Genomic DNA, 23,807 nt, shown 5'->3' with positions numbered 1-23,807 from the left:
CTTGGCGGGCCAGCTCGACCGCGCGGCGCCGGAACTCGGGCGGGTGTGGTGACGGCATGACGAACATCCTTCCTGATGATCGCCGGTGACCTCAGGACAGGTGTCCGGTGAACGGGGGGAAGCTCATACTTTCTGCGTTACGACCACGCCCTGAAGCAGGGGTGGCCGATCGCCACCGGCGTGGTCGAGGGCACGGCCAGGCACCTGGTCGGCGACCGGCTGGAGATCACCGGCGCCAGGTGGGGACTGGCCGGCGACGAAGCGATCTTGAAGCTACGCGCCGTCATCAGCAACGGCGACCTGGACGCGTACTGGACCTATCACCTCGACCGCGAACGCCACCGCGTCCACCACACTCACCATCACGACAACCACCCCCTCACGGCTTGAAACGCAGTCAGCGTGAGTCACACCAGGCGACGGTGGTCGGAAACCACGACGCCCGGCCCCAGCGAAACGTGGTGATCGGGTGCCGCTACCCGATTTAGGGTGCGGGCATGTCCTACGTGCTCCACGGTGTTGTCGGTGACTTCGACCTCCTCCGATCCCTGTCGGACGATGTGCCACGGGCTGTGGTGGCGCCCCTCCGGCAACGCCTGGGGCTGGTACCGGTGACCGGCGAGATCTGCGACGAGTTGACCGACACGCAGGGACAGAACAAGCCGTTCACACTCATGTCCCCGGCCTTCGCCAAGCGATTGCAGGACTGGTCACGTAGCGGCCGCCTCGCCTACGTGGAAGCCGACTTCTGGGGTGGTGAGGGCAGCCAGGCCGCTGCCCTGTGGGAGAACGGCCGTCCCAAATGGGGTCCCGAGTACGCCTGGTGCCCGGGACCGCCACGCCAGGACTGGCCGATCAACGCCGTGCTCGCGCGCCTGGGAGCGGTCAGAACGAGTGCGTTGGACCTCTTCGACACGGTCGGCTTCGGGCGGGAACGCGACATGGAGGGGTGGCGCTGGGCAGGCCTACGTGCCCTGGACGCCGCCGACTACGACGAGTGGGAGGCCGCGTGCCGCGCCAAGAAGGAGGCCGATGCCCGCGCAGCCACCGAACGGGACCAGTACATCAGGCGTGACGATGTCCCCGTCGTGCTCGATGGCAGAGCCGTGATGCAGGTGCTCGATATTCCACCCTCCCCAATGGTGGGGGCCGCGATCCGGCATCTCCAGGAGGTCTACCTGGAACATGGCCCCCTCACTCGCGACGAGGCAGCCACCGAACTTCGTCGCTGGGCCCCAAGCTTCCGAAGCGTTCGATGAATCGCAAGCCGCTAGGTCACTGAATTCGAGCTACACCCGTCGAGGATCTACGTGAGAGGGCCTTTTGGGACGGGCTGTGCAGATGGACGCTCCCCAGGCAGGTCCGCGAATTCTGCGATGAACTCGACCGCGCCTCGGGCGAGGCGAGCATGTCGAACGCGACCTCGGAGTGGACAGCTTGGGCAAGGTCTCGTGCGGATCGGCTCGTCCCCACCCTCGGCCTGCCAGACTTCGTCGCGCTGTTCCACCCTGAGCCAAGTCCGGACGATCTTCGTACTCATCTTGGCGAGTGGAGCCTGTTCCGGCCCGAGAGGGAGTACCGGCCGCCCGCCAGAGAAACTGTCAGCCCCCTTCCTCTTCGTACGGCTCCGAAGTACCAACCTGGATACTGGCACGCCAAGGTGGTTTCCATGGTGGCGGCAGTAGTGCTCTGACCGCATCGACGCAGTTCTGCGATGGCCCGCTCTGCCAGGTTGCCCAGCCGCCACACCTCTTCCCGCAGGGCTTCCAACTCATCCAGACGCTCGATAACTTTCTTGCCACACCAGTCCCGCACGACATTCAACGCCATCAGCCGCGCGGCATGGCCGTCCTTAAGGCGCTCCGGCGGCATCCAGTGCTCCTCGCGATCGCGCCCAACGGTGTAGGTCCAGCCACGGATTGACTCTAGTTCGATCCTTTCCTCCTCTTCCATCACCCTCTGCATGACGGCTTCACCGTTAAGTGCTGCTACACGCTTGGCGAGCTTCACCGCGAGCGACCACGGACCCACGAACAATCCGTCATCTTCCGTAAAGGCGAGCGGCTCCCGCTCGAGGGCATCTGAGTCCAGCTCGAGCTGTTCGCACACGTCTGCCAGGTTCACGATCTGAACCGTGCAGCGCTCGTCTTGCCTGTAACCCAGTTCGATCCCGTCGACCAGCTCCCAGCCCTCCAGCAGCGATGACACGGCGTCGTATTGCGGAGTGTCATATGCATGCGCGGACACCTCTACAACCACGGCCATCCGGCGCTCACTTTCGAGCCAGCCCTGGCTCCATGGCGGCAATCGGTACGGCTCGGTGCCGCACCGAGCCCACCCAGCGTGGGACGGTCCCGCCGGAGTGCGGCGGCGTGGTGATGACTGAACCACTCCACCGATCGCCTCAACTGCATGGGATAGCGGGCCAGGCGGCTCCCTCCCAGTGAAGCGTCCCGGATAGGGCCGCATCACCGGGCTGCCAGGTTTCCCTGACGGCTGCATGGAGTTCTCACGACGCAAGTGCAGATTCCGTCGGATTTTGTCTGACAGGGATGGTTCAGTACGGGCCTGAGTGGAGTCAGGACGCGCGGGTGGGCCGCGCGGCTCTGCGACGAAGGAGCACCAAATGGCTCGGTACTACCGGCGAGGCCACTGGGTGAACAGCCCTGGCAAGGGTGCGTCCAAGGGGTCAGGGTGGGTGATCGCCGCCGGCATCGCTCTGGTGCTGTACGCGCTCGCACAGAACAGCGGTGACCAGTCCGCCGAGCAGCCCAAGCCGTCCTCGCCCGCCTCAGTCTCCTCGACGGCTACGCCATGAGTGACCAGCACCTTTACCGCACCACCGGACAGCCGTCCCGGTTGGTTCGAGTCTGCGTATGGGGACTTGGCGTCCTCCGGCGGGTACGGCGTCCCGCCACAGCGGAGGACTGGATCGGCGCGGTCTTTATCGCCCTGTTAGCCGTCAGCGTGACCTTGCAAGTGCTGGCCACCCTCGTCCAGACCCTGCTGGCGGTCTGGTGGACACTGCCCTCACTGCTCGCCGTCGGCGGTGGTGGTGCGTGGGCATGGGGCTGGAGCCGGGGCGTGCGCGCCCGAGCCGCCGCGCGCCGTCTGCAGTTGCTCAGCTACACGTTGGAGGAGATCGATGCGATGACACCAACCGGTTTCGAGGAGGCCGTTAGGAAGCTGATGATTCGTGACGGCATCACCTCCCAGCGAGTCGGTGGCAGCAACGACCGGGCCGCCGACGTGATCGGTCGGCATGCCCCGACGGGATTGAAGGTCGTCGTGCAGTGCAAGCACACCACCACCGGCGCCAAGGTCCCGCCGAAGGTCATCTACGAGGTCAACGGAACCGCGGGGCCAGCCCACGGAGCCGATGTCGCGGTCGTGGTCACCAACGGAGGATTCAGTGTCAAGGCCCGCCAATGCGCACGCGAGTTCCGCATGGCGCTCATCGACCGCGACACGCTCGAACTCTGGGCGGGCCAAGGCGCCAGCGTGGTAGACCTGCTCGCACTCGGCAGCGTCCGCGGCCGCCGCTACCGGCTTCGGCACCGCAACCCCGACCGCGTCGCCTGACGGGCAAGGGGCATACCATCCTCACCATGGGCACCCGTTAATGGTGACCAACAAAGGGACTCCCGCTCACGCGTTCCGCGCGACTGTCCGATACGCCACTTTCAAAGTAGGGCGACGGAGGTAGGATCGACGCCATGTTGACTCGTTGTTGGCTCGGCAGCATTGGTACCGGCCGGCACGTAGCAGCATTGCCCGGCACCAAAATGGGGCTGGATGTGGACCGTATGACATCGGGCGACACCAAAATGGCCAGCCCGATATGAAAGTATCCGACTTTTAATTCGTAGGTTGTGGGTTCGAGTCCCACGCGACCCACCCACCCTGACCTGGGCAAACGCAAGAATGCCCCGGTATGCCCTCCGCTAGGTTTGCCCCGCTTCGTTCCCGTGCCGGCTCGCTGTGAGCTCGCGAGGCAGAACCGGGGACGATCATGACCCTGGACGCCGTCCCTTCCGCCTCAAACGAGGACCCCACATACCACGTCCCGGAGCCACCGCGTTGTTACCGCGTAGCGACTGGGCGGTGTTCCCTCTCGTGGTTACAGGGTGATCAGTGCCGCGCTATTGGGAGGCTCAGTGTGTCCGTGCGTCAGCATCATCCGTCCCGGCGCATGACGACTCCGGACGGTGAACGGGTCGAGATCGACAAGCTGATGGTGCCTGTGATCAGCGGGCTGTGGCGGCTGGGCTATGCCACGCTCCGCTGCTGCCAGAACGGCGGTGAAGCCACGCTCGCGGGTACCACCGGTTCAGAACCTGACCAGATCGCGCGGCTGGCTCGGCTGAATGCCGGCCGGGCCTGGGTCACCGTCCGGGAGGATGAGGCGCCCACTCTTCTGGCCACCCTTACAAGCGTGGATAGCGTCCGTTCGACCCGATCACGGACTCAGGGCTGGATGTCGATCAGCTGGCCCACCACCGCGTGGACGGGTGGCCGATCTCCTGCGGCGCCAGTGACTGTGCAGCGGACTGGCGCCGTCCGGGTGACGGTGGCCTGAGCAACGGACCGTACGTGGTCCATTAGCTGGGAGAGTGTCTCACGTGGTGAGTTAAGCGGGTTCCTTGTAACAGGTGATGGTGGCTGCCAGGGTCAGGAAGGCGGTGAACAGGCGGCCGTGGCGTTCGTAGCGGATGGTCAGTCGCGGTAGCCGGATAGCCAGGGGTCCGTTCGATCATCCAGCGGTGGCGCCCGAGGCGCTCGCCGGACTCGATGCCGGGACGGGCAATGCGCGGCACGATGCCGCGCCCGCGTAACCAGGCCAGATGCTCGGCGGAGTGATAGGCGTTGTCCGCACGGACCTTGACCGGCCTGCGACGGCGTGGCCCGCGCCGGGACCGGATCGCCGGCAGGGCCATCAGCAGCGGCTTGAACGCCTGGCCGTCGTGGAGGTCGGCGGCTGAGACAGCGACCACCAGCGGCAGCCCGGCCGCATCGGACAGCACATGGAGTGTGCTGCCTTTCCTGCCCCGATCGACCGGAGTGGGACCGGTCAGCGTGCCCCCTCTCCGGCCCGGACGGCGGCGGCGTCCACGATCGCCGACGCCCAGTCGATCTGCCCGCGCGCGCCCAGCCCGTCCAGCACCGCCTGGTGCGACCGCGGCCACAGCCCGGCACGGGTCCAGCCGGTGCACCGGCGATGCGCGGTGGAGCGCATCACGCCGAACCCGTCCCGCAGGTGCCGCCAGGCGCATCCGCCGGTCAGCACGCACACGATCGCGGTGAACACCAGCCGATCGTCCAGCAAGGGCGGTTCCGCCGCCCTGCGGACCAGGCGCCAACCGCGGGATCAACGCAGCAGCCACCTCCCACAACCCGTCCACAACCAGCCGACACGCAAGCCCGGATAACACCACAGTCCCAGATCACCCCGGCTGAACACCCAAAATCCACGTAGGACACGCTCTAAGCGCCGGAGGCCCCTCGATGATCACAGTGGACGAGGTCAGGCGGCTGGCGCTGAGCCTGCCCGCACCACCGAGCACCTCATCAGGGATCGGGTCAAGTTCCGCGTCGGCCGAATCGTCTACGTCGCGTTCTCCTCCGACGAGACGGTCATAGGCTTCGCCTTCCCCAAGGAGGAACGCGACGCGCTCATCGCCTCCGACCCCGCCAAGTTCCACCTGCCGAGCCTTTCCGACCAGCGCTGGAACTGGGTCCACGCCTGAACGGCCGCCCTCGACGAACCCGAGATGCGCGAACTGCTCACCGACGCCTGGCGCATGGTCGTCCCGAGAAGCGTCGCCACTGCCCATCTAGGGGCTAGGCGTGCGAGGCGGTTGCTCAGCGGGCGTCGGGCACCGGGGCCCACAGCCGGTCGGCGTCACCGGCCGTCAGGTGACCCCGGTAGACCTCGATCTTGTGGTTGATGAGCTCCAGATTTTGCCGCAGTTCGGCGATCTGGGCGAGCACCCGGTCGCGGTGGGAGACCAGTAGGTCCAGGCGCTCGTCCTCGTTGCCGGGGCCCGCGGCCACCAGTTCGGCGTAGCGACGGATGCCCCGGATGGGCATGCCGGTCGCCCGCAGCCTGGTGCAGATGGTGATCCACTTCAGGTCGATCCGGCGGTACCGGCGCCGGCCGCCGTCGGTGCGGTTGACGGGGGTGACGACCAGGCCGGCGCGTTCGTAGTAGCGCAGGGTGTGCGCGCTCACCCCGGTGCGGCGGGCGGCCTCGGCGATGCTCAGGCCCGTCTCGGGAATCGGTTCCGGCGCTTGCCGCTTGACTTCGAGCACACTCTAAATTCTACCGTTCCAGCATGTCTCAACGGATGGCCGCGCTCGGAGCGCGGCGACGGTACCTGGTGCTCGCGATCTGCTGCGCCGGCGTCGTCATCGTGGTGATGGACATCTCCATCGTCAACGTCGCGCTCCCGTCCATGCGCCGCGACCTGACCGCCTCGGTGTCCGGCCTGCAGTGGACGATCGACGCCTACACCCTCGTCCTGGCCGGGTTCCTGGTGCTGGCCGGGTCCAGCGCCGACCGGTTCGGCCGCCGCCGCGTCTTCCAGATCGGCCTGGCCACGTTCGGGCTGGGCTCGCTGCTGTGCGGGCTGGCGCCGGGCATCGGCTGGCTGATCGCGGCGCGCGCGGTGCAGGCCGTCGGCGGGACGATGCTCAACCCGGTCGCGATGGCGATCGTCGCCAACACCTTCACCGACCCGGTCGAGCGGGCCAAGGCGATCGGCGTGTTCGGCTCGATGAGCGGGCTGGCGCTGGCGCTCGGCCCCATCCTCGGCGGCGCCCTGGTGGACGGCCTGGGCTGGCGCTCCATCTTCTGGGTCAACGTGCCGGTCGTGCTGGCCGCGCTGGCGTGCACGGCCCTGTTCGTCCCGGAGTCCCGGGCCGCCCGGGCGCGCCGGTTCGACCCGGTGGGCCAGACCCTGGTGTTCGTGGTGCTGGCGGGCGTGGTGTTCGCGATCATCGAGGCGGAGCGGCTGGGCTGGTCATCGCCGATCATTCTGGGTCTGCTCGCCGTGGCCGCGCTCGCGGCGGTGGGCGTCCTGGCCTACGAGCCGCGCCGCACCGACCCGCTGCTGGAACTGCGGCTTTTCCGCAGCGTGCCGTTCACCTCGGCGATCCTGATGGCGCTGTTCGGACTGTGCGGGTTCGGCGCGTTCATGTTCGTGACCACCCTTTACCTGCAGAACGTGCGCGGCATGGCGGCGCTGACGACCGGGCTGACCCTGATTCCCGTCGGCGGGCTGGTCCTGGTGCTCTCCCCGTTCACCGGCCGCCTGGTCGGCGCGCGCGGCCCGCGCCTGCCGCTGCTGGTGGCCGGGGTCGCGCTGGCGGTGGCGGGCGTCGCGTCCCTGCGGCTCGGGCCGGCGACCCCGCTGACCGCCGTGGCCGCCACCTACCTCCTGGTCGGGCTCTTCCTGAGCACCGTCAACCCGCCGATCACCAACACGGCGGTCTCGGGAATGCCGCGTTCGATGGACGGGGTGGCCGGCTCGCTGGCCTCCGCGGGCCGGCAGACCGGCACCACCCTGGGCGTCGCGATCGCCGGCACGATCGTGGGCTCGTCCCTGGCCCACGGCGGGACGGCATTCACCGGCGCGGCGCACGGCATCTGGTGGATGATGTTCGCGTTGGGCCTGGGCATCGTCGTCCTGTCCCTGCTCAGCACCGCCCCCTGGGCCATGCACACCGCCACGCGAGCCGCGGCCCTCTTCGAGGACATGGACCGCGGCCCTCGTACAGAGTCCCCTACACCCGAGGCGGTCTGATCCGCTAGCCGAGGGACCGGAAGAAGGCGCGGATGTCGCCGATCAGCAGGTCGGGGGCCTCCAGGGCGGCGAAGTGGCCGCCGCGCTCGAACTCCGTCCAGTGGACGATGTCGTGGACCTGCTCGGCAAGGTGGCGAACGGAGATGTCGTTCGGGAAGACCGCGACCCCGGTCGGCACCGTGCCGCGCTCTTTGGGCGCCCACATTGCCGGGTCGTTGAAGCGTTCGTAGTAGGTGTGCGCGGACGAGCCGGCCGTGCCGGTGAACCAGTAGATGCTCACGTTGGTGAGGATGCGGTCCAGGTCGACCGCCTCTTCGGGAAGGTCGACGGCCGGGTCGGTCCAGTCCTTGAACTTCTCGACGATCCAGGCGAGCTGGCCGGCGGGACTGTCGTGCAGGGCCGCCGCGATGGTCTGCGGGCGGGTGCCCTGAACCTGCATGTAGGCGCCCATCTGCTCCTGCCAGCGCCGCATGGCGTCCAGCCGCTCGCGGTCGGCGTCGCTCAGCGCGGCCATCACCGCGGCGTCCGGGCTGGGGAAGGTGAGCAGGCCGTTGACGTGGACGCCGATGACCTTGTCCGGCGCGTGCCGTCCCATCAGCGGGCCCACGAACTGGCCGACGTCGCCGCCCTGGACGGCGTAGCGCTCGTAGCCGAGCCGGGCCATCAGCTCCACCATCGCTGCGGCGATGCGCCCGTCCGTCCAGCCGGTGCCGGGCGGCGGGCCGGAGAAGCCGAAGCCGGGCAGCGAAGGGATCACCAGGTGGAAGGCATCGGCCGCCGTGCCGCCGTGCGCGACCGGTTCGGTGAGCGGGCCGATCAGGTCGAGGAACTCCACGATCGAGCCGGGCCAGCCGTGCAGGAGGATCAGCGGCGTGGCGTCCGGCACGTCCGACCGCACGTGCAGGAAATGCACGTTCGTGCCATCGATCGTCGTCGTGAACTGCGGGAACCGGTTGAGCTCGGCCTCCCGCGCCCGCCAGTCGAATCCGTCGGCCCATCGGTCGACGAGCCTGCGCAGGTAGTCGGTCGGGACGCCGCGCTCCCATCCGGTCCCCGTGAGCTGGGGAGCCCAGCGGGTGCGACGCAGTCGGTCGCGCAGGTCGTCGAGCTCGTCCTGCGGAATCTGGACGCGGTAGGGCGTGATCTGCGATGTCTCGCTCATACAGCTGACGCTAGGCCCCATAGGTGACAGTTCCGGTCACCAATCCCGGTGATAATTTCCGCATGTTGACGACTTCGGCCCGTCTGCTCCGCCTGCTCTCACTCCTCCAGTCGCGGCCGGACTGGACGGGCTCCGAACTCGCCGAACGCCTGGAGGTCGGCCTGCGCACCGTGCGCCGCGACATCGACCGCCTACGCGAACTCGGCTACCCCGTCGAGGCCGCCCGCGGAGTCGCAGGCGGCTACCGCCTGGGCACCGGCGCCGCCCTCCCGCCCCTCCTCCTGGACGACGAGGAGGCCGTCACCGTGGCCATCAGCCTGCGCATGGCCGCGACCGGCAGCGTCACCGGCCTGGAGGAGTCCGCCTTGCGCGCACTGGCCAAACTCCAACAGGTCCTGCCGTCCCGGCTCCGCCACCGAGTGAGCGCCTTCCAAACGACCGTCCCGCTCACCCCCACAACCGGCGTCGACCCCGACCTCCTGACCGACATAGCCGCCGCCTGCCGCGACCACCGCCGCATCCGACTGCGCTACAAGGGCCGCGCCGGCACCTCACGACGGGAAGTAGAGCCATACAGACTCGTCCACACCCCGAACCGCTGGTACCTCCTGGCCTGGGACACCGGCAAACAGGACTGGCGAACATTCCGCGTAGACAGAATCACCGCACCCCTAGGACCACCCGGCGCCCGCTTCACACCGCGCCCGCTCCCACAGGACGACCCCGCCGCCTACGTCACCCACTCCATCAGCTCGGCCCCCTACACCTACCGGGCCCGCATCCTCTTCCACGCCCCAATAGAACAGGTGGCGCCCCACACGTCCCCGGCGTCCGGCCACCTGACACCCGCCGACACCCAGACCTGCGTCTTGGAGGCAGGCTCGAACTCACTCCACGAAATCGCCATATACGTGGCCACCAAGGGCTTCGACTTCGAGGTCCTAGACCCCCCAGACCTGATTCCCGTCCTAAAAGAAGTCTCCACCCGCCTATCCAAAGCCGCCCAAACCAGCCACCCCACCCCAACCCACTCCGGACCACCTCCCCCCAATCCCCAAAGCCCGACGTAGCCCCATTCTCACCCAAGGCCGCCCACACCATCCGCAACCCCATGCAGGCTGCCGACAGGCGGCTGTCCACCGGCTGCCCCGACGTTTCTGGTCCTTGCCCAGCTAGGGAGTCCCAGGCTCAGCCCCGCCCTCGCGGCCTTCGACCCCATCCCGGGCCTGACCTATCTCCAGATGGACGGTGGACCGTCACCGCGACTGGGACCGAGTCGCCGGCAACTTCACCGACCGCATCCTCGAACTGGGTTCGCCGCTGTAAAGCGCCCGAGGTGTGTTCCCGCACCCGCGCTTGCCCATGGGAAGTGAGACCCGGTCATGGCGTCCATGCCGACCGTCAATATCGGCGCCGCCGCCGACCGCGCCGAACGGCTCCTGGAATGGCCGGCCGGCCGTCCCGAGGAGGTCTTGTTGATCAGCGAAACCAGCGGCAGGCCCGGCACCGCCCTGCTGCTGGACTGGTACCGCGCCGCCGGGCACGCCGTAATTCACACCCCCGCGCCCGGTGACTGCGGCACCGCACTCATCAGCCTCATCCAAGTTCTGGACCACCCCACCGCTTCCGAAGCGGTCAGCATCTCTGGCCGCCTTGCCGCAGCTGTCCTGGACACCCGGCCCCAGCTGTGCGTCGCGGCGGTGTGTGCCCAGCCAGGATGCTGGCAACTGGCCGACCACCTGCGGACCCCCGCGCCGGGTACACGGTCACCTGCGCCTACCGGGAGGAGAACGGCGCGGTGACGCTCCATGTCCGCGACCGCTTCACCCCTGACTCGATGGGGGTCCCCTACCTGGTGGGCCCGGGGAGCTGTGAGTGGGGCAGGTACGACTGAGCGGGCACACGGCGTGCGCGCCGAAGGGGCTTGGCGGCGCGGACGCCGTGGGGTCATCCGACGGCGGAGGCGCGGCCAGCCGCGGCCTCGGTGAAGCGGGTGTCGATGCGCTTGAGGGCGAACGCCTGGGTCGGACGGCTGCACGCCGCCCAGGTCGACATCAATACCTCCGCCCGGCGGGGCGACCTGCCGTTCGGCGGCACCAAGGCCAGCGGCCTAAGACGCAGCGGCGGCGCCTACGACTCGCCTTCTACATCGGGCTGCGCGCCACGGTCCACCCCGCCGGCTGACCGCCCGGTCGATCGGCCTAGGCGCGGGTCCGGCCGGGCGGCGGGTGACGCGGTCACCCGGTGGTGATCAGTGCGTGACGATCACTCGGAGTCCTGGCCCCCCTGGTCCGCCTGGCCGGCCGTCGCCCGGACGTCCTTCAGGATCGCCATGACGGTGCGCTCCATGACCCGCGTGGCCTCCTCGACCGACAGGTGGAGGTCGTCGCGGGCCCCCATCCACGCCGGCCAGGTGCAGGCGACCAGGAGCGCGCTGACCAGCTCGTCGGCCGCACCCCCGGCCAGCGCGATCTCCGGCGCGAACGTCTGCCCGATGTCGGTGCGCAGCCGCTCGTTGTGCCGCCTGCGGTTGCGCCGGAGCTGCTCGGAGAACGGCAGGCGCAGCTGCGCGGCACGGGACGCTCCGGCGATCGACTCCAGCATGGTCGCGCGCTGGCGGCAGAAGGCGCGCACCCGGTCCTCCAGGGCCTGGTCGGCCGGGATCACCGAGTGGTGGGCGTACTGGACCTGCAGGGTCTTCTCGCCCGTGGCGGCGAAGAGGCTCTCCAGGTCGGGGAAGTGGCTCCACAGGGTGCGCAGCGAGACGTCCGCCCGCTCGGCGACCTGGGCCGCGGTCGGCCGCAGGTTACCCTCCATCATCAGCGCCATGTTGGCGTCGACGATCGCCGACCGGGTCCGCTGCGACCGCAGGGTCCGGCCGTCGGGGGCCCGCTCCGGCGAGCGGTCGGGCCGCTCGGCCGACCGGTCGGAGGCCCGCTGCCCGGACGGGGGGGCCTGTCGCGAGGTCATACCGCACCTTCCACTCGGACCCTGCCGACCATTGTCTCATGATGAACCGTGGCGATGGCGCGAAACGTCGTCCGGACGACCAGGCCGCCGGGACGGACGTGGAGGCCGTCAGACGCGGTCATCGAACAGCTCGACGGGGAAGTCCTTCGTCTTGGAGAGCGTCCACCGGGGTGCGCGCTTCTCCCGGAAGGCGTTGACACCCTCGGGCGCGTCCGCGTGGCGGCCCGCCCACCGGAACAGCTCCCGTTCCAGTTCGAGTGCTGCATTCCGGTCGGTCTCCTCCAGGAAGCGGCGCGCCACCAGCTTGGTGATCGCGGCGGAAACGGGCGCGACGTTGGTCGCGATGTCGGTGGCGATCTCCTCGGCGGTCTCCACCACCGATCCGGCGGGCACCGCCCGGGAGGCGATGCCGAGGGCGACCGCCTCCCGGCCGGCGAAGATCCGCCCGGTCAGCAGCAGGTCCAGGGCGCGGGAGTAGCCGATCAGGCGGGGCAGGCTCCACAGCAGGTCGGCGTCGGGGATCACGCCGCGCCGGTTGAAGACGAAGCCGAGCTTGGCGTCCTCGGCGACGACGATGATGTCGGCGCGGAGCGCCATCGTCATCCCGGCCCCGACGGCGTGCCCGTTGACCGCGGCGATCACCGGGGTGCGGAGGCGGTCGGCGGGACGGTGCGGGCCGGGGAACTTGGCCTCGGCATCCTCGCGGGTCAGCGAGCCGTCGAAGGTGCGGCCCGCGGGCAGCAGCCCGGCGCCTGCGCAGAAGGCGCGCCCGGCGCCGGTCAGGATGATCGCCCTGATGGCGTCGTCGGCCTCGAAGCGTCCCATCGCATGGCCGATCTCGGCGGACATCAGCCAGTCCCAGGCGTTGAGCCGGTCGGGCCGGTTGAGGGTGATGGTGCCGATGGGGCCGTCGCTGTGGACGAGGATGGACTCGTACTCGGGTTCGGAACCGCTTGTCATGCTTTCTCCTGAGGGCGGGGTCGGGGCGGCCGGGGTGAGGTCGGGTGGTCTTGGCGCGCCGGTCCGGTCAGATGCCGATGAGGTCGGCGATGCGCCTTTGGTAGGCGCCCACGTCGCCGAAGAGCATCAGGGACGCCTTGGCGCGCTTGAAGTAGAGGTGGGCGTCGTGCTCCCAGGTGACGCCGATGCCCCCGTGGATCTGGAGGTTGTCGCCGGCGGCGCGGAAGTAGGCCTCGGCCGCGGTCGCCTTGGCCACCGCCGCGGGCTCCTCCATGGCGTCGGGGATGGCCTGTGCGCACCACGCCGCGTAGCGCGCCATGGCGCGCGCGCCCTCGATCTCGACCTGGTTCTCGGCGCACTTGTGCTTGATGGCCTGGAACGAGCCGATGGGGCGGCCGAACTGCTCGCGGACCTTGGCGTACTCCACGCTCATGTCCAGGCAGGCCTGGGCCCCGCCGACCATCTCCGCGGCCAGCACGACGTCGGCGTGGGCGCGCACCGCGGCGAGCACCTCGCTTCCGCCTCCGGGGACGGACACGGGCGTCGCGGGCGCGTCGGAGAGATCGACGCGTGCCAGGCCGCGCGTCTGGTCGAAGGCCGGAAGCGGCTCGACCCGCACGCCCGGTTCTCCGCTTTCCACCGCGAACACCGTCAGGCCGTCGGGGCCTTCGGCCGGGACGAGCAGGATGGCGGCGGCTGCCCCGTCGAGCACGTGCGGGAAGCCCCCCGACACGGTCCACCCGGAGGGCCCGCGGTCCGCGCGGGCGGCGGGTGCGGTGGTGCTCCCGGGAGAACCGAGGTCCGGCCATGCCACGGTGGCGATGGCCGATCCGTCGGCGATGCTCGGCAGCAACGCGGCGCGCGCCTCCTGCGTCCCGGCCATGAGGGCGGGGACGGCCATACCGGCGGTGGCGAGCAGGGCGCTGGGGGCGAGCGCGCGGCCCGCCTCCTCGGCCAGGTAGGACACCTCCTGGTAGCCCATCCCCGCGCCGCCGAACTGCTCTGGCACGGCCAGGCCCGCCGCCCCCAGCTCGGTGGCCATCCGCCGCCACAGCTCCTCGTCGAAGGCGGTCGGGGTGTCCATGACGGCCCGCACCCGTTCCAGTGGGCTCTCGGAGGCGAGGAAGCGGCGGGCCGTGTCGCGGAGGGCCTCCTGCTCCGGTGTGATCGCCAGGCTCATCGCACGGCCTCCTTCCGCTCCGTCTTCTTCGCGGGCGCGGGCTCCTTGGGCAGGTTCAGGACCCGCTCGCCGATGATGTTGCGCTGCACCTCGGCCGTCCCTCCCCAGATCGTGTGGGAGCGGGTGGCCAGGAAGTCCTCCTGCCACTCGTCCAGCTCGTAGTCCGGCCCGGTCACCAGGGCGTCCGGTCCGGCCAGGTCCATGGCGATCTCCATCAGCCGCCGCTGGAACTCCGACCAGCGGATCTTGGCGGTGGAGCCGTTGCCCAGTCCGGTGCCGGAGCCGCCCGCGGCCAGGTCGGCGACCAGCCCGAACCCGGTGGCCTTGATGACCTGGATCCGCGACCAGGCCCAGGCCAGCTGCTCGCGCACCCGGACGTCGCCGGCGAGCCCGCGCTCGCGGGCCAGGTCGACCAGGCGCCAGAACTGCCGTTCGAACGCCACGTGCTGGGTGGTGGCGCTGCCGCCGCGCTCGTTGCCGAGCGTGGTCATGGCCACCTTCCAGCCCTGGTTGAGGCCGCCGATGACGTTGTCCAGCGGGGTGCGGGCGTCGGTGAGGAAGCTCTCGCCGAACAGGGCCTTCCCGGTCATCCGCCGGATGGGCCGGAACTCCACGCCGTTGGGTTCGCCGTCGACCTCCAGGGGCAGCAGGACGTAGCTGATCCCCTTGTGTTTGGGCGCGTCGGGGTCGGTGCGGACCAGGCAGAACATCCAGTTCGCCTTGTAGTAGCCCGAGGTCCAGGTCTTCTGGCCGTTGATCACCAGGTCGGTGCCGTCGATCTCGCCGCGGGTGCGCAGCCCGGCCAGGTCCGAGCCGGCGCCGGGTTCGGAGAAGCCCTGGCAGTACACGTGCTCGCCGCTGATGATCGGCGGCAGCACCCGCCGCTTCTGTTCCTCGGTGGCGTGGGCGATGACGGCGGGGCCGACCAGGCCCTCGCCCATGCCGCGGGTCAGCCGGGGCACGCCGGCCCGCGCGAACTCCTCGTTCATCAGCGCGACCTCCACGCCGGTGAGCCCGCGCCCGCCGTACTCCTTCGGCCAGGAGACGCACATGAGGCCGGCCTCGGTGAGCGTGTCGGCCCACCGGTCGAGGTGGGTCTGGAGCTCCGGTGACGGGACGCGCGGTGCCTCCACGCCTCGCAGTTCGTCGGGGGCGTTGCGCTTCAGCCAGTCTCGGATCTCGTCGCGGAACTCCAGGGCGGCGTCGCTGTAGGGGATCGGTGAGACGTCCGGGTCGGATGTCGTCATGGACGGGTCTCCTCTCGTGCGGTCCGCGCGGCCGCGGCCGGGGCGGGCCCGGACTCGGTACGGGGCCCTGCCTCAGACCCGGTGGCGGCCCCGGAGCCGGGTCCTGCGCCGGGTTGGGGCGGCAGCACGCGCGGTGTGTCGGTGTCCGCGGTGGGGGCGTCGGCGAGGGCGGCGGTGCGGCGCAGCTCTGCGACCCGTTCGGCGTCGTAGCCGAGCAGGTCGCGCAGCACCTCGTCGTTGTGCTCCCCGAACAGTGGGGCGGCGCGGCGGTGTGCGCCGGGGGTGCGGGAGTGGCGGAAGGCGAGGGCGCTGTAGGTGCGCCGCCCGACGGCGGTGTGGTCGAGGTCGACGAGCATCCCGGCCTCGCGCATCGCCGGGCTCCGGGCGATCTCGTCGCCGCCGAGGACCGGCGCCGCGGGCACGCCCGCCGCCTGGAGACGCTCGGCGAGCGAGATCTTGTCGTGCGGGCGGGTCAGCTCGGCCAGCACGTCGTCCAGCAGGTCCTGGGCGGCCAGGCGGTCGGCGAGGCTCCGGAAGGCGGGGTCGGCGGCGAGGTCGTGCGCGCCGAGGACGGCGCACAGCGCCCGCCACTGGTCGTCGTCGCGGGCGGCGATCGCGATCCATTCGTCCTCGCCCGCGCAGGGGTAGGCGCCGTGCGGGGCGGCGTCGGGCACGTGGTTGCCGTCGGGCACCCGGGTCGTCCCGGTCTCGGCCTGCTCCAGCAGGTACTCGCCGATCCAGGAGGCCGCGGCCTCGACCTGCGGGACGACCACGGCGCTGCCGTGTCCGGTGCGCTCGCGCAGCTCCAGCGCGGAGACGACGGCCGCGACGGCGTTCAGCCCGCCGATCGGGTCCATGATCGCGGGCCCGGTGAGGACCGGTGTCCCGTCGGGGTAGCCCATCAGCGCCGTCATTCCCGCGGCGGGCTCCATCGTCTTGCCCATCCCCTGGTGGGAGGAGGACGGGCCGCCCGGTCCGAAGGCGGGCATCTCCACCACGATGATGCGGTCGTTGATCCGGGCCAGGTCGCGCCGTCCGATGCCGAGCCGGTCCAGGACGCCGGGGGTGAAGTTGGCCAGCACGACGTCGGACACGCGCACCAGGTCGTGCATGACGTCCATGGCTTCGGGGCGTTTGAGGTCCAGCGCCAGGGACCGCTTGTCGATGTTCTGGGAGTTGAACAGCACGTTGCGGTTCTGCGGGTCCTCCCCCGGCGTCGACTCGGGGTAGTAGACCGGGGCGCCGCCGCTGCGGGTGCCCCGCCAGGAGTCGGGGTGGCCGGGCGCCTCGATCTTGATGACGTCGGCGCCGAGGTAGGCCAGGCAGCGTCCGGCGAACGGCCCGGCCCAGGCGGTGGTGAACTCCAGGACCCGCACACCGGCGAGGGGGCCGCCCGCGGTCATGCCGACCTCCGGCGGGGGTCCGCCGACGGGGCCGGCAGGCGCGGGCTGGGCGAGCGCACCTCGCAGACGGCGCCGTCGATGCCGAAGAGCGAGCGGACGGCGGGCTCCTCCTCGCCGCCGGGGCCGCGGACCCGGGACATGATGCGCCGGACGCGCCACTGCTCGGACTCCAGCAGCTCGCGCAGGCCGCTGACCTTCTCGGCGCTGACCCGTCCCCGCTGGCAGGCTGCGACGACCTCGTCGGCCCGGCGGGTGGCCGCGCGCTCCTGGAGGACGGCCACGATCTCGTCCCAGTGGCGCAGCCGGTCCCCCGAGGTGCGGTAGCGCTCGTCCTCCAGCAGGTGCTCGCAGTCCAGGACCCGGCACACGGTGGGCCAGTTCCGGATGACGAAGAGCACCACCCAGGCGTCGGCGCAGCGCAGCAGGGCCAAAAAGCCCGGGTAGCGCTGGCGGGTCGCGCTGGTGCCGTTGTAGCTGTACTGGCTGACGATGTTCTGGCCCATCGCGGCCAGCGACTCGAAGACGGTGGCGTCGACGCGCTGGCCGCGGCCGGACCGGCGGCGCTCGTACAGGGCGGACACGATGGAGATGTACGCCGTGGTGCCGGTGGCGTAGGACGCCCGTTCGCCGAGCCCGTAGACGGGTTCGCGGTCGTGGGCGCCCGTGGTCCTCATGGCGCCCGAGAGGGCCTGGTGGATCATCTCCGAGAACCGCCACCCGGCGTAGGGGCCGCCTTCGGGGACGTCCCCGACGACACAGTCCACCAGCCGGTCGCCCGCACCCTCGGGCGCAGGCGTGCCCTGGTCGCGCAGGACGACGTCCGCGCGGCCCGCCAGCTCCCGCAGCACGCTCCGGTCGGCCGGGGACCGCGGGTCGTGCGCGATGGAGCGTTTGCCCTGGTTGAGGTGCCGGAACAGGAACGAGTCGCCCTCGGCGCGCGGACCCCGCCGGCGGGTGGGGGTGCCGCCGGGCGGCTCGACCAGCACCACGTCGGCCCCGTTCATGGCCAGCAGCCGTCCGGCGTACTGCCCGGCGACCGACGTGCTGAGGTCGAGGACCAACGTCCCGTCCAGGGGGGAGACGGGAGGGTCAGGCGACGACGACATCGTTCTCCTTTCGGTGGACCCGGGACGGCTCCGCGCTCATCCGGTCGCGCAGGGCGTCGCCGACGCGGTAGACGCACAGCACCACGACGCCCAGCAGCAGGCCGGGCGGGAGGATCAGCAGCGGAGCCGACAGGATCTGCGAGTAGGCGTCGTTGAGGTCGCTGCCCCAGCTCGGGGTGGGCCGCTGGGGCCCCAGGCCGAGGAAGGCCAGGGCGCCCTGGACGACGAAGGTGAGCCCGGTGTAGATCGTCATCTGGATGACGACCGGGCGCAGCGCGGTGGGCAGCACGTGCCGCACCAGCAGGATCGGCGTCCACACTCCCGACAGCCGGGCGCTGGCCACGAAGTCCCGCTCGCGGACCGCGAGCACGCCCGCGCGGGTCAGCTGGGCGGTGTTGGGGGCCAGCACCAGGCCGACGGCGACCATCGAGGTGACCAGGCCGACGCCGAGCGAGCCGGTGATGGCGATCGCCAGCACCAGCAGCGGGAAGGCGATCATGGTGTCGGAGATCCGCATCAGCACCGTGCCGACGTAGCGGGGCCAGAACCCGGCGACGGTGCCCCACGGCACGCCGAGCAGCACGGCCACGGCGATACAGATCGCCACGCCGCCGAAGGCGTTGCGCCCGCCCCAGATGAGGCGGCTGAGCACGTCGCGGCCGAAGCGGTCGGTGCCGAGCAGGTGGTCGGCGCTCGGCCCCTCCAGCTTGCGGGTGAGGTCCTGCGCCAGCGGGTCGTGCGGGGCGATCCACTGCGCCAGCAGCGCCGCGGCCAGCAGCAGGGCCAGCACGGCCAGGGACAGCCAGGCGCCCGGGGGCAGGGCGGGCAGGGCGCGGCGCGGGCGTGTGGGTCCGCGGGTCATGACGTCCCCTTCCGGATCACGGGGTCGACCAGGCCGGCGGCGATGTCCACCACGAGGTTCACCAGCAGCGCGATGACCACGTAGACCAGGACGACGCCGAGGATGACCGGGTAGTCGAGCTGGCCGATGGCGGTGACGAGGGTCCGCCCGAGGCCGGGCAGCACGAAGATCTGCTCCAGGATGAGCGTGGCGCCCAGCTGCCCGAGCGCCAGCAGCGCGACGACGTTCAGCGTCGTGGGCAGCACCGAGCGGAAGGCGTACAGCCAGGTGACCTGCCGTTCGGGGACGCCCATGGCGCGGGCGGTGCGCACGTAGTCGCTGGCCATGGCGTCGGCCATCGCGGCGCCGACCTGGCGGATCACGATGGCGCTGCCGCCGAGGATCATCGGCATGGCCGGCAGGATCAGGTGGTGCAGGTTCCTGATGGGGTCCTCGGTGAACGGGACGAAGCCCAGCCGCGGCAGCAGGCCCAGCCACACCGAGAAGATCGTGATCAGGACGAGGGCGGCGAAGAAGTCCGGGACGGCCAGGCCCAGGCCCGACAGGCTGCGGATGAGCCGCCCGGACGAGCGCGCGACCCGCTTGCCCGCGTACACCCCCAGCGGGATCGCCACCAGGCAGGTGCCCGCGATCGCGATGAAGGTCAGCTCCAGCGTCACCGGCAGTGTCTCGGCGATCGTGGCCGACACCGCGTAGCCGGTCTGGAAGGAGGTGCCGAAGTCGCCGGTGAGCGCCTTCCCGAGCCAGCCCAGGAACTGCTGCGGCAGCGGGCGGTCCAGGCCGAGCTGCCGCTCGATCAGGGCCACCGACTCGGGTGTGGCGTTCTCGCCCAGGCGCGCGTAGGCCGGGCCACCGGGGATGATCTTGACCAGGAGGAAGGTGAACAGGGCCGCCCCGACCGCGGTGGGGAGGAAGAGCAGCAGCCGCACCAGGACGAACCTGGCCAGCCCGCCCCCGGCCCCGAGGCGCCGTCGGGGACCGGGCCCGGCACCGGGCGGCGCCGCCGCCTCGGTGCCGGTCGCGGCCGTCCGCCGGCCCCCGTCGGTACGGGTCTTCGCGGCGTCCATGGGAACCGTCATCACTTCAGTCCGAGCGCGGTCAGGTCGGCCTCACCGTTGAGCGCGATCGACTGCGGGCCGCCGGTGACCCGGTCGGTCCACGCCGTCACCGTGGGCGAGTAGTAGAGCGGAATGATCGGCAGCTCGGTCTGGACCACCTTGCCGGCGTTCCTGATGGCCTCCTTCAGCTGCTCGGGGCTCTGCGCGGCGTTCGCCCGGGCCACGGCCTCCTCGCCGCCGGGGACGGGCACGTGGCCCGCGTTGCCGGAGGACTGGGTGGTCAGCAGGCGGCGGTAGATGCTCAGCCAGTCGGGCCCGGAGTTCATGCCGGTGGACATCAGGTCGTACTTGTGCTCGACGTAGAAGCCCTTGGTGGCCTCGCCGATGTCCTTGGCCTCGAACCGCACCTTGATCCCCACCTTGGCGAGCTGCGAGGCGATGACGACGCCGTTGTTGACGAACGCCGGGGAGTTCAGCGCGGCGGCGCGCAGGGTCAGGCCGTCGGGGTGCCCGGCCTCGGCCAACAGCCGCTTGGCCTTGGCGGGATCGTAGGGGTAGGCGTTGTCCAGCTCGGGGAAGTGGAACCCGTTGCCCGGCGGGTAGGGCTGCTGCGAGCCGACGTCGCTCAGACCGGCGGTGTTGGTCTGGGCGAGCGCGGCCCGGTCGATCGCGTGACTGATGGCCTGGCGCACCCGCCGGTCACGCAGCGGTCCCTGGCTCCGGTCGACGCTGAGGGTGCTCTGGGAGACGCCGAGGTTGTGCTCGGCGTGCACGCCGGTGCCCGACAGCGCCTTGGGCGCCGAGTAGTCCAGGCGCCAGGCGAAGTCGACCTGGCCGCCGGTGAGCGCCGCCACCTGCGCCGACGGGTCACTGACCATCTGCGAGGTGATGCGGTCGACCTTGGCGGCCGGCAGCCCCGCGGGCTTGTAGCCGTCCCACTTCTGGAGCGTGAGGGACGACCCGGGGACGAACTGCGTCAGCCGGTAGGGGCCGGCGCCCACCGGCCGCGCCCCGTACTTGTCGCCGGCCTTCTCCCGCGCGGTCGGGGAGGCGATCATGCCGATCCGCGAGCCGAGCAGGTCGACCAGGCCGCCACCGGGCGCCGACAGCCGGAACACGACCGTGCCGGCGTCGGGCGCCTCGATCGCCTTCAGCGCCGGGATCTGCTGGTTCTTGAGGGCGAGGCACTGCTCGATGCTCTTCTTCACCGCCGCCGCGTCGAGCGTGGTGCCGTCCTGGAACGTCAGGCCGCTTCTGAGCTTGAGCGTCAGGGTCTTCAGGCCATCGGTGAACTTCCACTCCGTCGCGATGCCGGGGGACGCCTTGCCCGTGCGGGGGTCGGTGCGGATGAGCGGTGCGTAGATGGCCGCCATGTAGGAGGTCTCGGAGCCGTTGGCCGGGCCGCAGGGGTCGAACTGGCTGGGGTTGAGGCCCTGGAGGGTCCGCAGCGTCTTCTCGCCGTCCGAATCGGAGCCGGAACCGCAGGCGGCGAGGGCGGAGACGAGCGCAGCGGCGAGGGCGGCGGCACGCAGGCCGTGTCGGTGGGATCGCTGCTTCATCGGCACATTCCTTTACGGGGTGGGACAATTTCCCGAACGCGGTCTGGGATGAGGGTGGTGGGTCCGATACAGCGGGGGGCTCACGACGTACGGGGCCGGGCGGTCCCGTCCTGGATCTCGCGCCACAGGTGGCAGGCGGTCCGGTGCGCCGAGCCGCCGCCCGGCGCGGGTTCGGCGACGGTCTCCACGGGCGGTTCGTCCCGTGCGCAGACCTCCTGGGCGAAGGGGCAGCGGGTGCGGAAGCGGCAGCCGGACGGCGGGCGGCGCGCGTCGGGGATCTCCCCTTCGAGGGGGTGCAGCTCGCGGTCGCGGGCGTCCAGGCCGATCCGCGGCACCGCCCGGATCAGCGCCCGCGTGTAGGGGTGCCGGGGCCGTTCGAGCACCTCGCGCACGGGGCCGACCTCCACGAGCCGGCCGAGGTACATGACGCCGACGTCGTGGGCGATGCGGGCGATGGACGACATGTCGTGGGAGATGAACACGTAGGTAAGGCCGAACGCCTCGCGCACCTCGTCGAGCAGGCGCAGCACCTCGGCCTGGACGGAGATGTCCAGCGCCGCCACGGGTTCGTCGCACATGACCAGCGGCGCGCGGGCCGCCACGGCGCGGGCGATGGTGACGCGCTGGCGCTGCCCGCCCGACATCTGGCCGGGGCGCCGGTCGGCGAACTCGGGGCCCAGGCCGACCTGCCCGAGCAGTTCCACGGCGCGGTCGCGCAGCCGCCGTGGGATCACCGGGCGGTGGGGGACCAGGGGTTCCACAACGCTCTTCCACACCGGTCTGCCCGGGTTCAGCGCCAGCACAGGGTCCTGGAAGATCATCTGGACCTGGCCGGCCCGTCCGACCGACGGGGCGGCCGGTGCCGGCTTGCCGTCCGGACCGGCGATGGCGACGGTTCCGGAGTTGATGGGGACCAGGCCCGCGATGGCCTTGGCGAGGGTGGACTTGCCCGACCCGGACTCACCGATGATCCCGAGCGTGGTGCCGCGCGCGACCTCGACGCTGACGCCGTCGACGGCGCGGACGGTGTCGCGGCGGTTGCCGTAGCGGACGACGAGGTCGCGCACCTGGAGCGCGGGGGCCTTCCGCGTGTCGCCCGCGGTGGCGGCGAGCGTGCTGTCGGCGGTCATGCCGCCACCCCCGGAAGGGTCAGCTCGTCGACGCGCAGGCACCGGGTGCGGCCTCCCCGCGGAGCCGGTTCGAGGGCGGGCATGTGCTCGCGGCAGCGGTCCTGGGCGTAGGGGCAGCGGGGATGGAACCGGCAGCCGCTCGGTGGGCGGGCGGGGTTGGCCGGGGCGCCGGTGATGCCGCTCTGCCCGCCGGTGCGGTCCAGGCTCACCTCCGAGGCACGCACCAGCGCCGAGGCGTAGGGGTGCTGCGGCGCTCCGAGCAGCCGCTCGGCGTCGTCGTCGTTGACCACCTGGCCGCAGTACATGGTCACCACGCGCGAGCACAGCGCCGAGATCACGCCCAGGTTGTGGGTGATCAGCAGGACGGCCAGGTCCAGCTCGCGGGCCAGCCGCCGCAGCAGGGAGATCACCTGGGCCTGGATGGTGACGTCCAGGGCGGTGGTCGGCTCGTCGGCCACCAGCAGCCGCGGCCGGCAGACCAGGGCCATGGCGATCATCACCCGCTGGCACATGCCGCCCGACAGCTCGTGGGTGTAGGCGTCCATGGTGCGGCGGGGGTCGGGCAGGCCGGCCATGCCGAGCATCTCGACGGCCTGGCGCCGGGCCTCGGCGACGCGCACCGTTCCGTGCGCGCGGATCACATCGACCATCTGCTTGCCCACCGGGCGCGAGGGGTGCAGCGAGGCGCGCGGCTCCTGGAAGATCATGCTGATCTCGCTCCCGCGGAGGCGCCGCCGGCGCTCCCCGTCGACCGTGAGCATGTCCACGCCGTCGAAGCGGACGCTGCCCCGCACCGAGGCGTCCGGCGGCAGCAGTCCCAGCAGGCTCAGCCCGGTGAGGGTCTTGCCCGACCCCGACTCGCCGACCAGCCCGACCAGCTCCCCGGGGGCGATGGTCAGCGAGACCTCCGACAACAGCCGGGCGCCGCCGATCGAGACGGTGAGGTCCTTGACTTCCAGCAGTGCCGGTGCGGTTTCGCCGACCGTGGCGTCGCCCGGCTCGGCGCTCGTCGTGGCCATGGAGACCCCTCCGCTCCAGAGAAATATGCATACGCAGTGCATAAATTATTGTGTTCGACATCACACGCTTGTCAAGGGGTGCGCCGGACGTTTTCCGCGCTGCCCGCACCCGGACCGCGCGATCGCCGCGGACCAGGCCATCCGCCACCCCGCCCTCGGGCCGCTCCTTCCCGACCCGGACCGGGCACCGATGCCCCCTGACCTGCAATATGCACCACACATGCAGAAGAGCACCAGACCCAACGGCGCACCGAACTCCCCCATCGGAGGATTGGCAGGCCACCATCGGTACGTCTAATGTGCATTCAGAATGCATAAAGTTTGACGGACGTTGCCGGCCACCGCC

Annotated in this window: 21 protein-coding genes and 2 pseudogenes; 8 read left to right on the top strand and 15 right to left on the bottom strand. The window is 70.8% G+C overall.

Features of this window, described 5'->3' with window-relative positions:
* Window positions 1-129 precede the first annotated feature (129 nt).
* Window positions 130-390, top strand: a pseudogene (locus tag QSK21_RS33295) (ISKra4 family transposase); the annotation flags it as partial.
* 107 nt (window positions 391-497) lie between these two features.
* Window positions 498-1,259 carry a hypothetical protein gene (locus QSK21_RS33290; RefSeq protein WP_285701622.1) on the top strand — a complete coding sequence of 254 codons (762 nt, stop codon included), beginning with the start codon at window positions 498-500 and terminating at the stop codon, window positions 1,257-1,259.
* Between the two features lie 277 nt (window positions 1,260-1,536).
* Here QSK21_RS33290 and QSK21_RS33285 read toward each other — a convergent pair whose 3' ends face one another.
* The gene (locus tag QSK21_RS33285; RefSeq protein ID WP_285701621.1) at window positions 1,537-2,265 is read right to left on the bottom strand and encodes a hypothetical protein; all 729 of its coding nucleotides are present in this window, start codon (window positions 2,263-2,265) and stop codon (window positions 1,537-1,539) included.
* 361 nt (window positions 2,266-2,626) lie between these two features.
* On the opposite strand from QSK21_RS33285, the gene QSK21_RS33280 reads away from it, so the two are divergent.
* The 3 genes from QSK21_RS33280 (at window position 2,627) to QSK21_RS33270 (ending at window position 4,579) form a co-directional block, all read left to right on the top strand.
* Window positions 2,627-2,818: a hypothetical protein gene (locus tag QSK21_RS33280; RefSeq protein WP_285701620.1), complete on the top strand. Its 192-nt coding sequence runs from the start codon at window positions 2,627-2,629 to the stop codon at window positions 2,816-2,818.
* Window positions 2,815-3,582 (top strand): restriction endonuclease, encoded by a 768-nt coding sequence (locus QSK21_RS33275; protein WP_285701618.1) that lies wholly within the window; start codon window positions 2,815-2,817, stop codon window positions 3,580-3,582. Before QSK21_RS33280 ends, QSK21_RS33275 begins: the two co-directional genes overlap by 4 nt.
* Window positions 3,583-4,192: 610 nt before the next feature.
* Window positions 4,193-4,579 carry a hypothetical protein gene (locus QSK21_RS33270; RefSeq protein WP_285701616.1) on the top strand — a complete coding sequence of 129 codons (387 nt, stop codon included), beginning with the start codon at window positions 4,193-4,195 and terminating at the stop codon, window positions 4,577-4,579.
* A 51-nt stretch (window positions 4,580-4,630) separates the two neighbouring features.
* Here the strand turns inward: QSK21_RS33270 and QSK21_RS33265 are convergent.
* Together QSK21_RS33265 and QSK21_RS33260 are read right to left on the bottom strand one after the other, a co-directional pair.
* Window positions 4,631-5,432: pseudogene (locus QSK21_RS33265) on the bottom strand (IS5 family transposase).
* 430 nt (window positions 5,433-5,862) lie between these two features.
* A complete protein-coding gene (locus tag QSK21_RS33260) occupies window positions 5,863-6,312 on the bottom strand; it encodes a MerR family transcriptional regulator (protein ID WP_285701615.1) in 450 nt (149 codons plus the stop codon).
* Window positions 6,313-6,335: 23 nt separating this feature from the next.
* Between QSK21_RS33260 and QSK21_RS33255 the strand changes: the two genes are divergently transcribed.
* The gene (locus tag QSK21_RS33255) at window positions 6,336-7,805 is read left to right on the top strand and encodes a DHA2 family efflux MFS transporter permease subunit (protein ID WP_285701614.1); all 1,470 of its coding nucleotides are present in this window, start codon (window positions 6,336-6,338) and stop codon (window positions 7,803-7,805) included.
* Between the two features lie 4 nt (window positions 7,806-7,809).
* Here the strand turns inward: QSK21_RS33255 and QSK21_RS33250 are convergent, their stop codons facing one another.
* On the bottom strand, window positions 7,810-8,967 hold the full coding sequence (locus QSK21_RS33250; protein WP_285701612.1) for an epoxide hydrolase family protein: 1,158 nt from the start codon (window positions 8,965-8,967) through the stop codon (window positions 7,810-7,812).
* A 62-nt stretch (window positions 8,968-9,029) separates the two neighbouring features.
* Here QSK21_RS33250 and QSK21_RS33245 point away from each other — a divergent pair, with 62 nt between their 5' ends.
* On the top strand, window positions 9,030-10,037 hold the full coding sequence (locus tag QSK21_RS33245; RefSeq protein ID WP_285701611.1) for a helix-turn-helix transcriptional regulator: 1,008 nt from the start codon (window positions 9,030-9,032) through the stop codon (window positions 10,035-10,037).
* Window positions 10,038-10,349: 312 nt separating this feature from the next.
* Window positions 10,350-10,769, top strand: a complete 420-nt coding sequence (locus QSK21_RS33240; RefSeq protein ID WP_285701610.1) for a hypothetical protein — start codon at window positions 10,350-10,352, stop codon at window positions 10,767-10,769.
* A 463-nt stretch (window positions 10,770-11,232) separates the two neighbouring features.
* Here QSK21_RS33240 and QSK21_RS33235 read toward each other — a convergent pair whose 3' ends face one another.
* The 11 genes from QSK21_RS33235 to QSK21_RS33185 all read right to left on the bottom strand — a co-directional run bounded on the left by QSK21_RS33235 (window position 11,233) and on the right by QSK21_RS33185 (window position 23,461).
* Window positions 11,233-11,937, bottom strand: a complete 705-nt coding sequence (locus QSK21_RS33235; protein WP_285701609.1) for a TetR/AcrR family transcriptional regulator — start codon at window positions 11,935-11,937, stop codon at window positions 11,233-11,235.
* A 108-nt stretch (window positions 11,938-12,045) separates the two neighbouring features.
* The gene (locus tag QSK21_RS33230; RefSeq protein ID WP_285701608.1) at window positions 12,046-12,897 is read right to left on the bottom strand and encodes an enoyl-CoA hydratase/isomerase family protein; all 852 of its coding nucleotides are present in this window, start codon (window positions 12,895-12,897) and stop codon (window positions 12,046-12,048) included.
* Window positions 12,898-12,964: 67 nt separating this feature from the next.
* Complete coding sequence (locus tag QSK21_RS33225) at window positions 12,965-14,077, bottom strand: acyl-CoA dehydrogenase family protein (protein ID WP_285701607.1); 1,113 nt, start codon at window positions 14,075-14,077, stop codon at window positions 12,965-12,967.
* Complete coding sequence (locus tag QSK21_RS33220) at window positions 14,074-15,324, bottom strand: acyl-CoA dehydrogenase family protein (protein WP_285701606.1); 1,251 nt, start codon at window positions 15,322-15,324, stop codon at window positions 14,074-14,076. Before QSK21_RS33220 ends, QSK21_RS33225 begins: the two co-directional genes overlap by 4 nt.
* Window positions 15,321-16,727: a CaiB/BaiF CoA transferase family protein gene (locus QSK21_RS33215; RefSeq protein ID WP_285701605.1), complete on the bottom strand. Its 1,407-nt coding sequence runs from the start codon at window positions 16,725-16,727 to the stop codon at window positions 15,321-15,323. Before QSK21_RS33215 ends, QSK21_RS33220 begins: the two co-directional genes overlap by 4 nt.
* Window positions 16,724-17,833, bottom strand: a complete 1,110-nt coding sequence (locus tag QSK21_RS33210; protein WP_285701601.1) for a CaiB/BaiF CoA transferase family protein — start codon at window positions 17,831-17,833, stop codon at window positions 16,724-16,726. The genes QSK21_RS33215 and QSK21_RS33210 overlap by 4 nt, the downstream gene beginning before the upstream one ends.
* On the bottom strand, window positions 17,817-18,695 hold the full coding sequence (locus QSK21_RS33205; RefSeq protein WP_285701600.1) for an ABC transporter permease: 879 nt from the start codon (window positions 18,693-18,695) through the stop codon (window positions 17,817-17,819). The genes QSK21_RS33210 and QSK21_RS33205 overlap by 17 nt, the downstream gene beginning before the upstream one ends.
* Window positions 18,692-19,774 (bottom strand): ABC transporter permease, encoded by a 1,083-nt coding sequence (locus tag QSK21_RS33200; RefSeq protein WP_285701599.1) that lies wholly within the window; start codon window positions 19,772-19,774, stop codon window positions 18,692-18,694. The genes QSK21_RS33205 and QSK21_RS33200 overlap by 4 nt, the downstream gene beginning before the upstream one ends.
* Window positions 19,774-21,312, bottom strand: coding sequence for an ABC transporter substrate-binding protein (locus QSK21_RS33195; protein WP_285701598.1), 1,539 nt, complete (start codon window positions 21,310-21,312; stop codon window positions 19,774-19,776). The genes QSK21_RS33200 and QSK21_RS33195 overlap by 1 nt, the downstream gene beginning before the upstream one ends.
* Before the next feature lie 80 nt (window positions 21,313-21,392).
* The gene (locus tag QSK21_RS33190; protein WP_285701596.1) at window positions 21,393-22,442 is read right to left on the bottom strand and encodes an ABC transporter ATP-binding protein; all 1,050 of its coding nucleotides are present in this window, start codon (window positions 22,440-22,442) and stop codon (window positions 21,393-21,395) included.
* Complete coding sequence (locus QSK21_RS33185) at window positions 22,439-23,461, bottom strand: ABC transporter ATP-binding protein (protein WP_285701594.1); 1,023 nt, start codon at window positions 23,459-23,461, stop codon at window positions 22,439-22,441. Before QSK21_RS33185 ends, QSK21_RS33190 begins: the two co-directional genes overlap by 4 nt.
* Window positions 23,462-23,807 lie beyond the last annotated feature (346 nt).

This window comes from Actinomadura sp. NBRC 104412 (assembly GCF_030269515.1).
GTDB lineage: Bacteria > Actinomycetota > Actinomycetes > Streptosporangiales > Streptosporangiaceae > Spirillospora.
This window is presented reverse-complemented; position numbering and strand designations above follow the sequence as displayed.

Bases quoted from the DNA above. Each gene is read 5' to 3' on its own strand.
- QSK21_RS33235 (WP_285701609.1), bottom strand. From the start codon at position 11,937: ATGACCTCGCGACAGGCCCCCCCGTCCGGGCAGCGGGCCTCCGACCGG.
- QSK21_RS33225 (WP_285701607.1), bottom strand. From the start codon at position 14,077: ATGAGCCTGGCGATCACACCGGAGCAGGAGGCCCTCCGCGACACGGCC.
- QSK21_RS33290 (WP_285701622.1), top strand. From the start codon at position 498: ATGTCCTACGTGCTCCACGGTGTTGTCGGTGACTTCGACCTCCTCCGA.
- QSK21_RS33190 (WP_285701596.1), bottom strand. From the start codon at position 22,442: ATGACCGCCGACAGCACGCTCGCCGCCACCGCGGGCGACACGCGGAAG.
- QSK21_RS33250 (WP_285701612.1), bottom strand. From the start codon at position 8,967: ATGAGCGAGACATCGCAGATCACGCCCTACCGCGTCCAGATTCCGCAG.
- QSK21_RS33195 (WP_285701598.1), bottom strand. From the start codon at position 21,312: ATGAAGCAGCGATCCCACCGACACGGCCTGCGTGCCGCCGCCCTCGCC.
- QSK21_RS33220 (WP_285701606.1), bottom strand. From the start codon at position 15,324: ATGACGACATCCGACCCGGACGTCTCACCGATCCCCTACAGCGACGCC.
- QSK21_RS33280 (WP_285701620.1), top strand. From the start codon at position 2,627: ATGGCTCGGTACTACCGGCGAGGCCACTGGGTGAACAGCCCTGGCAAG.
- QSK21_RS33230 (WP_285701608.1), bottom strand. From the start codon at position 12,897: ATGACAAGCGGTTCCGAACCCGAGTACGAGTCCATCCTCGTCCACAGC.
- QSK21_RS33200 (WP_285701599.1), bottom strand. From the start codon at position 19,774: ATGACGGTTCCCATGGACGCCGCGAAGACCCGTACCGACGGGGGCCGG.
- QSK21_RS33210 (WP_285701601.1), bottom strand. From the start codon at position 17,833: ATGTCGTCGTCGCCTGACCCTCCCGTCTCCCCCCTGGACGGGACGTTG.
- QSK21_RS33245 (WP_285701611.1), top strand. From the start codon at position 9,030: ATGTTGACGACTTCGGCCCGTCTGCTCCGCCTGCTCTCACTCCTCCAG.
- QSK21_RS33255 (WP_285701614.1), top strand. From the start codon at position 6,336: ATGTCTCAACGGATGGCCGCGCTCGGAGCGCGGCGACGGTACCTGGTG.
- QSK21_RS33270 (WP_285701616.1), top strand. From the start codon at position 4,193: ATGACGACTCCGGACGGTGAACGGGTCGAGATCGACAAGCTGATGGTG.
- QSK21_RS33240 (WP_285701610.1), top strand. From the start codon at position 10,350: ATGGCGTCCATGCCGACCGTCAATATCGGCGCCGCCGCCGACCGCGCC.
- QSK21_RS33205 (WP_285701600.1), bottom strand. From the start codon at position 18,695: ATGACCCGCGGACCCACACGCCCGCGCCGCGCCCTGCCCGCCCTGCCC.
- QSK21_RS33275 (WP_285701618.1), top strand. From the start codon at position 2,815: ATGAGTGACCAGCACCTTTACCGCACCACCGGACAGCCGTCCCGGTTG.
- QSK21_RS33185 (WP_285701594.1), bottom strand. From the start codon at position 23,461: ATGGCCACGACGAGCGCCGAGCCGGGCGACGCCACGGTCGGCGAAACC.
- QSK21_RS33215 (WP_285701605.1), bottom strand. From the start codon at position 16,727: ATGACCGCGGGCGGCCCCCTCGCCGGTGTGCGGGTCCTGGAGTTCACC.
- QSK21_RS33285 (WP_285701621.1), bottom strand. From the start codon at position 2,265: ATGGCCGTGGTTGTAGAGGTGTCCGCGCATGCATATGACACTCCGCAA.